Origin of the sequence: Parasphingopyxis marina (genome assembly GCF_014237875.1) — a bacterium.
In the GTDB taxonomy this organism is placed as follows: Bacteria; Pseudomonadota; Alphaproteobacteria; order Sphingomonadales; family Sphingomonadaceae; genus Parasphingopyxis; species Parasphingopyxis marina.
Genome location: NZ_JACJVJ010000002.1, coordinates 1,128,965 through 1,143,058, shown reverse-complemented (window position 1 = coordinate 1,143,058; position 14,094 = coordinate 1,128,965). Strand labels below are relative to the sequence as shown.

At 64.1% G+C, this 14,094-nt stretch carries 10 protein-coding genes; 8 read left to right on the top strand and 2 right to left on the bottom strand.

All coding sequences use genetic code 11. The features are described from left to right. Positions 1-27 precede the first annotated feature (27 nt). Positions 28-1,722, bottom strand: coding sequence for an AAA family ATPase (locus tag H6P80_RS14320; RefSeq protein ID WP_185802022.1), 1,695 nt, complete (start codon positions 1,720-1,722; stop codon positions 28-30). On the opposite strand from H6P80_RS14320, the gene H6P80_RS14315 reads away from it, so the two are divergent. The 8 genes from H6P80_RS14315 to H6P80_RS14280 all read left to right on the top strand — a co-directional run bounded on the left by H6P80_RS14315 (position 1,721) and on the right by H6P80_RS14280 (position 12,159). After that, positions 1,721-3,124 (top strand): M20/M25/M40 family metallo-hydrolase, encoded by a 1,404-nt coding sequence (locus tag H6P80_RS14315; RefSeq protein WP_185802021.1) that lies wholly within the window; start codon positions 1,721-1,723, stop codon positions 3,122-3,124. The two genes, H6P80_RS14320 and H6P80_RS14315, sit on opposite strands and share 2 nt — an antisense overlap. A gap of 118 nt (positions 3,125-3,242) precedes the next feature. Next, positions 3,243-4,205 carry a malate dehydrogenase gene (gene mdh / locus H6P80_RS14310; RefSeq protein WP_185802020.1) on the top strand — a complete coding sequence of 321 codons (963 nt, stop codon included), beginning with the start codon at positions 3,243-3,245 and terminating at the stop codon, positions 4,203-4,205. Between the two features lie 29 nt (positions 4,206-4,234). Continuing rightward, positions 4,235-5,119: a succinate--CoA ligase subunit alpha gene (sucD, locus tag H6P80_RS14305; protein ID WP_185802019.1), complete on the top strand. Its 885-nt coding sequence runs from the start codon at positions 4,235-4,237 to the stop codon at positions 5,117-5,119. Positions 5,120-5,174: 55 nt separating this feature from the next. Continuing rightward, positions 5,175-8,081: a 2-oxoglutarate dehydrogenase E1 component gene (locus H6P80_RS14300; RefSeq protein ID WP_185802018.1), complete on the top strand. Its 2,907-nt coding sequence runs from the start codon at positions 5,175-5,177 to the stop codon at positions 8,079-8,081. Between the two features lies 1 nt (position 8,082). After that, positions 8,083-9,309, top strand: coding sequence for a 2-oxoglutarate dehydrogenase complex dihydrolipoyllysine-residue succinyltransferase (gene odhB / locus H6P80_RS14295; protein WP_185802017.1), 1,227 nt, complete (start codon positions 8,083-8,085; stop codon positions 9,307-9,309). 9 nt (positions 9,310-9,318) lie between these two features. After that, complete coding sequence (lpdA, locus tag H6P80_RS14290; protein ID WP_185802016.1) at positions 9,319-10,728, top strand: dihydrolipoyl dehydrogenase; 1,410 nt, start codon at positions 9,319-9,321, stop codon at positions 10,726-10,728. A 115-nt stretch (positions 10,729-10,843) separates the two neighbouring features. Further along, positions 10,844-11,539: a PepSY domain-containing protein gene (locus tag H6P80_RS14285; protein WP_185802015.1), complete on the top strand. Its 696-nt coding sequence runs from the start codon at positions 10,844-10,846 to the stop codon at positions 11,537-11,539. Next, the gene (locus H6P80_RS14280; protein ID WP_185802014.1) at positions 11,536-12,159 is read left to right on the top strand and encodes a trimeric intracellular cation channel family protein; all 624 of its coding nucleotides are present in this window, start codon (positions 11,536-11,538) and stop codon (positions 12,157-12,159) included. Before H6P80_RS14285 ends, H6P80_RS14280 begins: the two co-directional genes overlap by 4 nt. On the opposite strand, the gene sppA is transcribed toward H6P80_RS14280, so the two are convergent. Then, the gene (gene sppA, locus H6P80_RS14275; RefSeq protein WP_185802013.1) at positions 12,156-14,033 is read right to left on the bottom strand and encodes a signal peptide peptidase SppA; all 1,878 of its coding nucleotides are present in this window, start codon (positions 14,031-14,033) and stop codon (positions 12,156-12,158) included. The genes H6P80_RS14280 and sppA overlap by 4 nt on opposite strands. Positions 14,034-14,094 lie beyond the last annotated feature (61 nt).

The window sequence follows — 14,094 nt, the reverse complement described above, 5'->3', positions numbered from 1 at the left end:
GTTCCGCGAAGCACGGAAGGCCGAAGGCTAGCCCGGCCCGGGATTCGATACGGCGGGAGCGTCCGAGAGGCTGGCGCAGGCGTTGTCGGGGCCCTGCAGATAGCGTTGCAGCGATTCCCTGTGCGCCTGCGAAATCGACCGTTCAATCTCCTCAAGGCGCGCATCATTTTCGCCGATGATACCGCGCCATGCACGGGTAAGGAGATCGCGTCGCTCGCGGCGATTGGCCTCGCCGACTAGCGCGATGGTCACCGCATTGTCGCGTTCCGCGGTTCCCAGTTGGGCCAGCAGGATGGCGCAGGTCGTTTGTCGCTCGGCCGCGTCGAGCGCATTGAGGCTCGCATTGAGATCGCGCGTCAGCATATTGCTTTCCCCGATCAACCGGGCGAGGCGATCGATCGCCTCGCCGGTTTCCGTCGTCGCTCCTTCGAAGCCTTGCTCGATGGATGTCGTCAATCTGTTCCACTGGTTTTCGGTTGGCGCTCCTCCCCGCCGCTCGATGGACCGCATCACTGCTATGATCTCGGAGCGGAGGGCCCGCCTGTCGGCGTCATCGAGCTCCCCGAAATTGATATGATGATCTCCCTGCAACTCCTCGAGAAGCTGGACGAGAATCTCCTGCAGGTCACGGCTGGTTTGTGACGGCAGATTGCGGGGTTGGAGTATGCGGATCTTGATATCGTCGCTGGAAACATGGCTGATCGGTGGTAGCGCTTCGCGGATATAGCCGGCATCGCGCACTTCTTGCTCGGCCGACGCCCTTTCTCCCGCACCGATGCCGAACAGCGCGAAACTGAGCAGGGACACGGCAATCTTGCCAATCGATCCCTTCCAGCCATCTTGGGAAAAATCGCCGATATTGGGGAAAGTCAAACCGAGCGCGAGGATGAGCGCGGCGGCGAGCGACATCGGTAGCAGTCCGGAATGGCCGCTGGGTTCGCTGCTGTCCGCAACCGGCGTTTCCCACAACAATACCGCTTCATGACCCTCTCGCTGCTCGGCCGGGGCCTCTCCGCTTATGGATTCCGGTTCCCCGGCCGGCAGGGAAACGGCTAGCGCAAACTGCGAACGCGGCGTCGTTGGCTGAAATTCAGGGCGGTGGGCTTCCGCCACGCCCTGCACGAAGAGGAAGGCACATAAGGCGATGAGAAGGGCTGCTTCCAGGGCGATGTCCCGTTTACGGCGGCTTTGCAGGCGCTCCATCAAAGGAGCCAGCGCCCGGTCGAAGAGCCCTTCGTGTCGTTCCTCGGCTGCGAACGGAGGCGGGCTGTGAATTTTGAGAAAGAGATAGATGACGCCGATCGATGACAGGAGCAGGCCACCGCAGATCCAGAGGTTCAGGGATCCGGGATCTTCGCCGCCGTGATGGAGGAGGCCGGCAAAAGCCACGATCAGCAATGCGAGGCCGAACAGGCAGATCAAAAATCCCATTGAAATGTCGCCGAGCGTGGGTTTTTTGAGCGCAGGCGATGCAGTCTCGGCCTCTCCGGCTTGAGCCGCCGCTCCGGCTTTTTCGCCGTTTCCCTGGCCAAGTTCTTCGGTCATCGCGTAGCCCCCGTTTCGACACGGTCGTGGCAAGTTATGGGCGGGCAAAGATAGTGGCCAGCAAAGACTGCTCGGCTTTGGAGCGAAAGGCGCGCGGCCGGCCGGGACCATTGCGGTTGACCGGGCTCGGAAAAGCGCCAAAAGTTTCGCTTTCCCGCACTCATGGAGTTTCGCCATGCGCCCCGTTCTTCTCTCCCTCGCCGCTCTTCTCGTCACCGCCCCGGCCGTCTCTGAAACGCCGGACGATCCCTGGCACGCCCGCGGGCGGGAGATTTACGAAACCACGATCGAAATTCCCACTGTTGCTGGGCGGGACCAGGTCGACGAGCTCGTTGCCTATCTGAGCGGACAGTTCGAGGCGGCCGGGATCGCCGATATCAGCGTGCATCCGCACAGCGCTGAACGCTCGGGCGATACCGAAACGATGGTCGTACGCTGGCCGGCCGCCAATCCTTCGGGAGAAGGCGCGATCGTGCTCCTTGCCCATTTGGACGTTGTCGAGGCGCATCCCGAGGATTGGTCGCGCGATCCCTTCACCCTCATCGAGGAGGATGGCTATTTTTATGGCCGGGGCACGGCCGACGACAAACAGGGCGTGGTCGCGGTGACGACCGCGCTGCTACGCCTCCGCGCCGAGGGCTTCGAACCGACCCGCGACATCATCGTACTTTTCACTGGGGACGAGGAAACGACGCAGATCGGCGCAGAACGTGGCGCGGGCGAGTGGATCGACGTGTCGCAGGTTGACTATGCCCTGAACGCCGACGCCGGCGGCGGCGCCTATCTCGCGGACGGAAGCCTGCTCGGCTTCGGCATCCAGACGGCGGAAAAAATCTATCAGACCTTTACGCTGACTGCGACCAATCCCGGGGGCCACAGCTCGCGCCCTCGGCCCGACAATGCGATCTACGACATCGCCCATACGCTGGAGCGGATCGAGACTTATCGCTTCGAACCGATGCTCAACGATACGACGCGTGCCTATTTCACCGCGCGGATCGACAGTGCAGAGCCCGAACTTGCCGAGGCGATACGTCGCTGGTTGGCCGATGAAAGCGATGGCGAGGCGGCCGATATCATAGAGGCGGATCCGACCGAAACCGGGATGACGCGCACGCGCTGCGTCGCGACCCGGCTCGAGGGCGGCCATGCCGATAACGCGCTGCCGCAAATGGCGCGGGCAACCGTCAACTGCCGGATGTTCCCGGGCACCGATCCGGCCGACACTATCGCGATTCTGCGCGAACTGGCCGCGCCCTCGAACGTCACTGTAGAGCCGGTCGCCGAGGCGAGACCGACCGATGCCTCGCCGCTGCGCGAGGATGTGATCGCCGCCTATACCGAGGCCGTCCATGCTCGCCATCCCGGCGCGCGGATCGTGCCGGACATGTCGACCGGCGCAACCGATGGCCTGTTCTTCCGCGCCGCGGGCGTTCCCACCTACGGTGTCAACGGCGCATGGGCGGTGATGCCCGAAGACGCCCGCGCGCATGGTCGCGACGAGCGGCTTCCGGTTCAAAGCCTGTACGATAATATCGACCATTGGACGCAAATGATCCGCACCCTTGCCGGCGAGTGAGAAAAGCAATGGAGATGATGCATTTTTTGCGCTTGCGAACGGTTGCCGACTCTCCTGACTCGGTCTAAGCCCGGCCCGTTTTCGGGGGCTACCCCATAGCAATTGGAAGAGGATCGAAATGGCCCGCAAAAAGATCGCGCTGATCGGCGCCGGCATGATCGGCGGCACGCTCGCCCATCTCGCCGCAATGAAGGAAATGGGCGATGTCGTCCTGTTCGACATTGCCGAGGGGATGCCCGCCGGCAAGGCGCTCGATCTCTCCCAGGCGGGGCCGGTCGAAGGGTTCGACAGCACGCTCAAGGGCACCGGCGACTATGCCGATATCGCTGGCGCGGACGTCTGCATCGTCACCGCCGGTGTCGCCCGCAAGCCGGGTATGAGCCGCGATGACCTGCTCAACATCAATCTCTCGGTGATGAAATCGGTGGGCGAGGGCATCAAGACCCACGCGCCCGACGCTTTCGTCATCTGCATCACCAACCCGCTCGACGCGATGGTCTGGGCACTGCGCGAATTTTCCGGCCTGCCGCATAACAAGGTGGTTGGCATGGCGGGCGTGCTCGATAGCGCACGGTTTCGCCATTTCCTCGCCGACGAATTCGGCGTGTCGGTCGAAGACGTTACCGCCTTCGTGCTCGGTGGTCATGGGGATACGATGGTTCCCGTACCGGCCTATTCGACGGTCGGCGGCATCCCGATCCCCGATCTCATCAAGATGGGCTGGTCGACGCAGGAAAAGATCGACGCGATCGTCGACCGCACCCGTAAGGGCGGCGGAGAGATTGTCGGCCTGCTCGGCAATGGCAGCGCCTATTACGCGCCCGCGACGAGCGCGATCATGATGGCCGAAAGCTATCTCAAGGATAAGAAGCGGGTTCTGCCCGCGGCGGCTCATCTCACCGGTCAATATGATGTCGACGATCTCTATGTCGGCGTGCCGGTCATCCTTGGCGCTGGCGGCGTGGAGCGGGTCATCGAGATCGAGCTCGGCGACGAAGCGAAAGCCAATTTCCAGGTTTCGGTGGATGCGGTCAAGGAACTGCTCGAAGTCTGCAAGGGCCTCGAACCCTCCCTCGCCTGAACTCCGAATAGCAGGAAGACGCCCAACGCATGAGTATTCTCGTCAACAAGGACACGAAGGTCATCACCCAGGGGATGACCGGCGAAACCGGCACGTTCCACACCCAGCAGGCGATCGACTACGGGACCAAGATGGTCGCCGGCGTCACGCCGGGCAAGGGTGGGACGACCCATCTCGGGTTGCCGGTCTACAGCACCATGGCCGAAGCGATGGCCGAAACCGGCGCGGACGCCAGCGTCGTATACGTGCCGCCGAAATTCGCCGCCGCTTCGATCATCGAAGCGATCGAGGCCGAAGTTCCGCTGATCGTCGCGATCACGGAGGGCATTCCGGTGCTCGATATGGTGACGGTGAAAGCGAAGCTCGAAGGATCGAAATCGCGGCTGATCGGCCCCAACTGCCCCGGCGTGCTGACCCCTGAAGAGTGCAAGATCGGCATCATGCCCGGCAGCATCTTCCAAAAGGGTTCGGTCGGCGTCGTCTCGCGTTCCGGTACGCTTACCTATGAAGCCGTCCACCAGACGACCGCCGTCGGCCTCGGCCAGACGACTGCAGTCGGCATCGGCGGCGATCCGGTCAACGGCACCAATTTTATCGACGTGCTGGAGCTTTTCCTCGCCGACGACGAAACCCGATCGATCATCATGATCGGCGAAATCGGCGGCAGCGCCGAAGAAGAAGCCGCGGAATTCCTGGCGTCCGAAGCCAGGGCGGGCCGGTCCAAACCGACGGTCGGCTTTATCGCCGGGCGCACGGCGCCCCCGGGGCGCCGCATGGGCCATGCCGGTGCCATCGTCTCGGGCGGCAAGGGCGGCGCGGACGACAAGATCGCGGCGATGGAGGCAGCCGGTATCCGGGTTTCTCCGAGCCCGGCGGAACTTGGCACGACGCTCGCGGATTTACTTAAGGGTTGATAGTGTAGCTTCCCGCCCCAGATCGGGCGTCATCACCGGCTAAGGACAGCATTTCATGGGCCTAGAGGGTTTGGACTTCTCCGAGATCGAGGGGGTCAGTCCGTCTTTCGTCGAGGCGCTGTATCGCCGTTTCCGCGATAATCCGGAATCGGTCGAAGCGAGCTGGCGCGATTTCTTCGCCGGTCTGGAAGATACCGCGAGCGGGCCGAGCTGGCAGCGCCCCAACTGGCCGCTCGCCACCACCGATGAGCTGACGGCGGGCCTCGATCCCACCCAGATGACGATTGCGGAGACGGCGTCGCCGGCGCCCGCCGCGCCATCCTATTCGCGCACGCCGCTTTCCTCGGACGAGATCGAGCGCGCGGCCGGCAATTCGATCCGCGCGATGATGTTGATCCGCACCTATCGCGTGCGCGGCCATCTCGCCGCCGATCTCGATCCGCTGGGCCTGCACGAGCGGATCCAGCCGGCCGATCTGACGCCTGAGTTTCACGGGTTCGCGGCCGAGGATCTCGACAAGCCGGTCTATCTGGGCGGTGCGCTCGGCCTGGAAAGCGCGACGGTCAACGAGATCGTTGCGATCCTGCGTGAAAATTACTGCGGCCCGGTCGGCCTTGAATATATGCATATCAACGACCTGGAGGAGCGGCGCTACCTGCAGGAGAAGATGGAGGGCAAGGAAGCCACCATCCAGTTCACCGAGCAGGGCAAGCAGGCGATCCTTTCCAAGGTGATCCAGGCCGAGCAATGGGAAAACTTCCTCGGCAAGAAATATGTCGGGACCAAGCGTTTCGGTCTCGATGGCGGCGAATCCATGGTTCCGGCGCTTGAGGCGGTGATCAAATATGGCGGCGCCGACGGCATGCGCGAGATGGTCATCGGCATGGCCCATCGCGGGCGATTGAACGTTCTCGCCAATGTCATGGCGAAACCCTATCGCGCGATCTTCCACGAATTTGCCGGTGGCAGCGCCAATCCCGACGATGTCGGCGGTTCGGGCGACGTCAAATATCATCTCGGCACGTCGACCGACCGCGAATTCGACGGGATCAGCGTCCATATGTCGCTGGTCGCCAACCCCTCGCATCTCGAAGCTGCCGATCCGGTGGTCCTCGGCAAGGCCCGCGCCACCCAAGTGATGCGCGAGGATCTGGAAGAGCATAAGGAAGTGCTGCCCGTTCTCCTCCACGGCGATGCGGCGTTCGCGGGGCAAGGGATCGTTGCCGAATGTTTCGGCTTTTCCGGCATCCGCGGATACAATACCGGCGGCTGCATCCATTTCATCATCAACAACCAGATCGGTTTCACGACGAGCCCGCAATTCGCGCGCTCCTCGCCCTATCCCTCGGACGTCGCGAAGATGGTCCAGGCGCCGATCCTGCACGTCAATGGCGACGATCCCGAAGCGGTGACCTTCGCCTGCAAGCTCGCCGTCGAATTCCGCCAGAAGTTCGGCCGCGACGTCGTGATCGACATGTGGTGCTATCGCCGCTTCGGCCATAATGAAGGCGACGAGCCGAGTTTCACCCAGCCGGTCATGTACCGCGCGATCCGGTCGCATCCCAAGGTTTCAGCCGTCTATGGCGACCGCCTCGTTGCCGAGGGAGTGATCGACGAAGGCTGGGTCGAGAAAGCGACCGACGATTTCAACGCGATGCTCGAAGAGGAGTTCGAGGCGGGCAAGAACTACCTTCCCAACAAGGCCGACTGGTTCGGCGGTCGCTGGGAAGGGCTCGGTATGCCGCCCGATCCCGAAACCGCGCGGCGCGGAATCGTGTCCGGCGTCGACGAAAAGACGCTGCGCGCGATCGGCGAGACGCTGACCACCGTTCCCGAAGGCCTCAAGATCCACAAGACGCTCGACCGTATCCTCGAGGCCAAGCGCGAAATGTTCGCGAGCGGCGAGGGGTTCGACTGGGCCACGGCCGAGGCGCTCGGTTTCGGCACGCTGCTCAAGGACGAATATGGCGTGCGTCTTTCGGGCCAGGATTCTGGCCGCGGCACATTCAGCCAGCGTCATGCTGAATGGTATGATCAGGAAACCGCCGAGCGCTACACGCCGCTCGCCCATGTCGAGGGCGGTCAGTTCGAGGTGCTGAACAGCCCGCTGTCCGAGTTCGGCGTGCTGGGCTTCGAATATGGCTATTCGCTTGCCGATCCGAAAACGCTGGTGCTCTGGGAGGCGCAGTTCGGCGACTTCGCCAACGGCGCGCAGGTGATGATCGACCAGTTCATCGCCAGCGGTGAGGCGAAATGGCTGCGCGCCAACGGCCTCGTGATGCTGTTGCCGCATGGTTATGAAGGGCAGGGGCCGGAGCATAGCTCGGCCCGGCTCGAACGCTATCTGCAGCTGTGCGCGGGCGACAATATGCAGGTGTGCAACATCACCGAACCGGCCAATTATTTCCACGTGCTGCGGCGCCAGATGCTGCGGCCGTTCCGCAAGCCGCTGATCATCATGACGCCGAAATCGCTGCTCCGGCACAAGGCGGCGGTGTCGAAGCTCGACGATTTTCTCGGCGAGAGCCATTTCATGCGGATACGTTCGGACGTCGTCGATGTCGCCGACAAGGACGTTAAGCGGCTGGTGCTGTGTTCGGGCAAGGTCGCCTATGACCTGTTCGACGCGCGCGACCCGAAGAAGGACAAGAATACGTCGATCGTCCGCATCGAGCAGCTTTATCCCTTCCCCGCCGAGCCGCTGATCGTGCGGCTGAAGCGGATGACCAATCTCGGACAGGTCGTCTGGTGCCAGGAAGAACCGAAGAACCAGGGCGCATGGATGTTCGCGCGCCACTATATCGACGAAAGTCTCGAAGAAGCCGGGGTCGGCCCCGAGCGCGTCGACTATGCCGGTCGCGAACCGAGCGCGTCCCCCGCTACGGGTCTTGCCAAGCGTCACCTGCAGCAGCAGGAGGCTCTGGTCGCCGCTGCGCTCGGCCATAATCAGGGAAAGAAATAGCATGGCAACCGATGTCCAGGTTCCCGCCCTCGGCGAATCGATCACCGAAGCGACGCTCGGCGAATGGCTGAAACAGCCCGGCGATGCCGTTGGCCGCGACGAACCGATTGCGAGTCTCGAGACCGACAAGGTTGCGGTCGAAGTCCCCTCGCCGGTCGCCGGGACGCTGGACGAGCAGATGGTGGCCGTCGGCGATACGATCGAGGTCGGCGCCATCATCGCGCGGATCGCCGAAGGCGCAGGCGGTAAAAAAGCCGCGCCGAAGGAGGCCGCCGCGCCGCCTCCGCCGCCCGCGGCGCCCGCCGATAGCGCGGCCCAGCCGCTGACGCTGTCGCCGGCCGTACGGCGCGCGGTGCTCGAACATGGGCTCGATCCCTCGAAGATTGCCGGGACGGGCAAGGACGGACGGCTAACCAAGGACGATGTCCTCGCCGCCGCCAAGGCCCAGAAGGCCGAAGCCCATGCGCCGAGCATGGAACGCGCCGAACCGGCGCCCAGCGCGCCGGCTGCCGCAGCCCCCGGCGAACGCCGTGAAGAACGCGTGCGGATGACGCGCCTGCGCCAGACCATCGCCTCGCGTCTCAAGGAAGCGCAGAACACCGCAGCGCTGCTCACCACCTTCAACGATGTCGACATGACCGAGGTCATGGAGGCGCGGAAGAAGTATAAGGAACTGTTCGAGAAGAAGCACGGCATCCGGCTTGGATTCATGGGCTTTTTCGTAAAGGCCGCCTGCCTTGCGCTGCGCGATGTGCCCTCGGTCAACGCGCAGATCGACGGCGACGAGATCGTCTATCATGATTATGTCGACGTTTCGGTCGCGGTCTCCGCGCCGAACGGCCTTGTCGTTCCGGTGATCCGCAGCGCCGACCAGATGAGCTTCGCCGAGATCGAACTGGCGATCGCCGATTTCGGCAAGCGCGCCAAGGACGGTACCTTGTCGATGGACGAGATGCGCGGCGGCACCTTCACCGTTTCGAACGGCGGCGTGTTCGGGTCCTTGCTCTCGACGCCGATCATCAATCCGCCGCAATCCGCCGTGCTCGGTATGCACCGGATCGAACAGCGGCCGGTTGTCCTGCCCGACGGTTCGATCGCCGCGCGACCGATGATGTATCTCGCGCTCTCCTACGATCACCGCCTGATCGACGGCCGCGAGGCCGTCACCGCGCTCGTCCGCATGAAGGAAGCGCTCGAAGATCCCATGCGGCTGCTGATCGACCTCTAAAGGTGCTAAATGGCTGACAATACATATGATTTCGACCTGCTGATCATCGGCTCCGGTCCCGGTGGTTATGTCGCCGCGATCCGGGCCGCGCAGCTGGGCCTGAAAACTGCCTGCGTGGAAAGTCGCGAAACCCTGGGCGGGACCTGCCTCAATGTCGGCTGCATTCCGTCCAAGGCGCTGCTCCATGCGTCGGAGCTTTTCGAGGAAGCGCATAGCGGCGCGCTCGAGAGGTTCGGCGTCACCGTCACCGGTGCCAAGCTCGATCTCAAGGCGATGCTGGCCGAGAAAGTCTCGGCCGTAAAAGGGCTGACCGACGGCGTCGAATTCCTGTTCAAGAAGAACAAGGTCGAATGGCTGAAGGGCCATGCGAGCTTCGAGGACGCGCACACGGTCAAGATCGGCCGCAAGAAGGTGACGGCGAAGGAAATCGTTATCGCCACCGGCTCCTCGGTGACGCCGCTACCCGGTGTGGACGTCGACAATGAAGGCGGCGTGATCGTCGATTCCACCGGCGCGCTGGCGCTGCCCAAGGTGCCCAAGCATATGGTCGTCATCGGCGGCGGGGTGATCGGGCTGGAGCTCGGCTCGGTCTGGCGCCGGCTGGGCGCCGAAGTGACCGTCATCGAGTTTCTCGACCAGATCCTGCCCGGCATGGACGGCGAAGTCCGTAAGGAAGCCGCCAAGCTGTTCAAAAAGCAGGGTTTCGACATCCGCACCGGCACCAAGGTGACCGGCGCCAAGGCGATCAAGACGAAGGCGACTTTGACCGTAGAGCCCGCCAAAGGCGGCGAGGCCGAAACCATCGAAGCCGATTGCGTGCTGGTCGCGATCGGCCGCAGGCCCAACACCGAAGGCTTCGGCCTCGACAAGATCGGTCTCGAAACCAACGCACGCGGCCAGATCGAGATCGACGGCGAGTTTCGCACATCGGTCGACGGCGTCCGCGCGATCGGCGATGTCGTTCCCGGGCCGATGCTCGCGCACAAGGCCGAGGACGAGGGTATTGCGGTCGCAGAGTGGATCGCCGGCCAGGTCGGTATCATCAATCACGATGTGATTCCCTCGGTCGTCTACACGATGCCCGAGATCGCCGCTGTCGGCCTCACCACCGAAGAGGCCAAGGAGAAGGGGCATGAGGTCAAGGTCGGCAAATTCCCGATGATGGCGAACAGCCGTGCCAAGACGAACCGCGACACGGACGGCTTCGTCAAAATCGTCGCCGATGCCGAAACCGACCGGGTGCTCGGCGTTCATATCGTCGCTTCGCTGGCCGGCACGATGATCGCCCAGGCCGCGCAGGCGATGGAGTTCGGCGCGACCAGCGAGGATATCGCCTATACCTGCCACGCCCATCCGACCCATTCGGAAGCCGTAAAGGAAGCGGCGATGGCCGTGCAGGGCAAGCCGATCCATATGTAGCCGCCGGACAGCGTCCTCAACCCGCTTGGGCTGAGCTTGTCGAAACCCTGCTTTTTCTTGCAAGAAGAAAGACAGCCCTTCGACAAGCTCAGGGGAAGCGGATTTGGGGACGGGAATGCGCCTGACACTTACCAAATGGCATATCTGGCTCGGCTGGCTCGCTGGGGTGCCGCTGCTCATCTGGACCATATCCGGCCTGTTCATGGTCGCCCGGCCGATCGAGGAGGTGCGTGGCACCCATCTGCGCGCCGAAACCCCCGCCGTGATGCTGGGCGAAGTGCCGCCCGTCTTCCCGCGCATCGATAGCGCGGTCCGCGCGGTCGAGAGTGTCGATCTCGTCCAGCGTTCCGGTGGCCCGATTTGGGTGATCCGCTTCGCCGATGGCGGCGGACGGCGGGCTTCGGTGGAAACCGGGGCTTATCTTGCGCCGCAGCTCACCAGCGAGGAGGCGGCGACCATCGCCCTCGCCGCCTATGCGGGTGACGAACCGCTTGCAGAAATGCGGCGCTTCGATGCCGATGCCAACCCGTTAGATCTGCGCCGCGGCCGCCCCGCCTGGCGCGCGCGTTTCGGGACCAGCCATCACGTCTATATCGATGCCGAGACCGGCGATGTTCTCGCCATCCGCACCGGCCTGTGGCGCGCTTTCGATTTCATGTGGGGGCTCCACATCATGGACCTCCAGCAACGCGAGGACACGCATCACCTGATCCTGGTGGTCTCGGCAATACTGGCGCTGCTGATGGTATTGCTGGGCCTGATCATCCTGCCCTGGCGGTATATCAAGAAACGCCGCAAGGAGCGGGCATGACCCCGGATTTTCCGATCGGCCCCGTGCTGTCAGCGCTCGATGTCGGCGGCATCGGCCTGTTTGCGGCGACCGGTGCGGTGGCCGCAGCGCGCGCGAAGCAGACGCTCGTCACCTTCGCTTTTTTCGCGCTCGCGACCGGGGCGGGCGGCGGCACAGTGCGGGACCTGCTGATCGGCGCGCCGGTCTTCTGGGTCGCTGACAGCCGGCCGCTCATCGCCTGCCTCGTCATTGCGCTGTTCGTCTGGATCACGCCGGCGAAACTGTGGCGCGGTAAGGCGCTAGACTGGCTCGATGCTATCGGCATGGCCGCCTATGCGGTGTTCGGCGCGGCGAAGGCGCTGAGTTTCGGCGTTCCGCCGCTCGCCGCGGTTCTGATGGGGATCTTCACCGCCTGTCTCGGCGGCATCATTCGCGATATATTGGCGGGTGAGCCCTCGATCATCCTGCGGCCGGAGCTTTATGTGACCGCCGCCGCGCTCGCGGCTGCGCTATTTGTCGGGCTAACCCTGCTGGGCGTGATGCTGCCGATTGCCGCCGGCCTTTCCGCGCTGGCCGGTTTCACCCTGCGCGCGCTGGCGATCTGGAAGGGACTGGCGTTGCCGACCTATCGTGGCGGCTAACCCCCCAGCCAACCCAGCAGCATCGCCCGCGTCGTCGCATCGCCGCTGCCGCGCCCCGGCACAACGTCCACCGGGCATTCGATGCACCGTGCCTGCATCGCCGGGCCATCGAGCAGCAGCCGCATCTCGCCCAGCATGATCGAGAGAATCGCGCGCGGATCGGGGCGAAGCATCGTCCAGACATCGCGCGGCGCGGTGGCTTCGGTATCTTCTTCACGAGACCAGTTGCGGACGAATTCGGTGAAGGAGTCCACCGGCTCTTCGATCCATATGACATTGACGTCGTCGGCCTCGACCCCGGCCTCTTCCGCAGCGACGAGGATCGCATCGTCGAGCGATCCGAAGCGGTCGACAAGGCCCAGCTGGCGCGCCGTCGCGCCGGCCCATACCCGGCCCTGCGCCAGTTCCTCGATCCGCTCGCGCGGCATGTGGCGGCCCTCGCTGACCAGGGTGAGGAAGCGGTTGTAGATATCGTCGGTGCCCGCCTGGAACAGCCGCTCGACTTCCGGTGAGAGGCCGCCGAGAATATCGGGTTCTCCGGAGAGCGGCGTGGTCGCCACCCCGTCGGCGCCGATCTCGAGATCGCGCAGCACGCCTTCGAAGGTGGGGATGATACTGAACACGCCGATCGAGCCGGTGATGGTCGCCGGTTCGGCAACGATCTCGTCGCCTGCCATGGCCACCCAATAGCCGCCCGATGCGGCGAGGTTGCCCATCGAGACGATGACCGGGATATCGCCTTCGGCGGCGGCTGCGTTGCGGATCGCCTCCCTAATCCGTTCGGAGGCGAGCGCCGATCCGCCGGGGGAATCGATGCGCACGACGATTGCGGAGAAATCATGGTTTTCGGTCGCTTCGCGCAGCAACTCGACGATGGTTTCGCCGCCCGCCGTGCCGGGAGGCGCTTCGCCGTCGACGATCGTCCCGGCGACGGTGATGACGCCGATATTGGAACCGCCGCCCGATCGCGGATTGGCGGCGATCCAGTTGGCGAGCGGGATGCGGCGGAAGCCGTGCCTGCTGTCCTCGCCCGCAATTTCGGCGACGCGCGCCTGCCATTCGGTGCGCGATCCGATACGATCGATCATCCCGGCTTCGCGCGCCGCAGTGGCGAGATTGCCGTTGGCGGCCTCGACGGTGTCGGCGGGTGAGGCGATAATCGCGTCGAGATTGGCATCGGGCCGGGCGCGGCTGACATCCTCGCGCCACGCTTCGAACAGCGTGTCGGCGAGTGCCTGGCTCGCCTCGCGGGCATCGGGCGACATGCTGCCGCGGCTGAAGGGTTCGACCGCGGATTTATAGGTGCCGGCGCGGAAGACATGCGCCGTCACGCCGAGATTGCTGAGCGCGTCCCCGAAATAGAGATTGTTGCCGCCCGGGCCGAGGACGAGCGCGCCGCCCATCGGGTTGACCCAGACTTCGCTGGCATGGGCGGCCAGCTGATAGGCGTCGTCGCCATAGGCGGTGGCATAGGCGATGACCGGCTTGCCCGCGTCGCGAACCTCTTGCAGCGCATCGCCGACTTCGCCGAGCGCGCTCTGCCCTCCGCCGAGAAACCCGTCGAGATCGAGCGCCACGGCGGTCACGCGGTCGTCGGTCGCAGCGGCCCGGATGCCGCTGACCACGTCGCGCAAACGGTGTTCGCGGATTGCGCTGTCGCTGCCGGTCAGCACGGCGAACGGATCGACGGGTTCGGGCTGTTCGACGATCACGCCGTCGAGATTCACGTGCAGCGCGCCCTCGCCGACCACGATCGGGTTGGGGCTCGCGGTCAGCGCCATGAATAGCAGCATGAAGAAGAGGATCATGAAGACCAGGACGAGCGCGTCCTTGATCCCGACAATGACTTTCCAGGCTCCGCTCAACAGCCGCATGTGACGCTCCTATCCAGGCAGTAGCCGTAATGTAGGGCGCGGCGCGCGGGAAACAAACGGG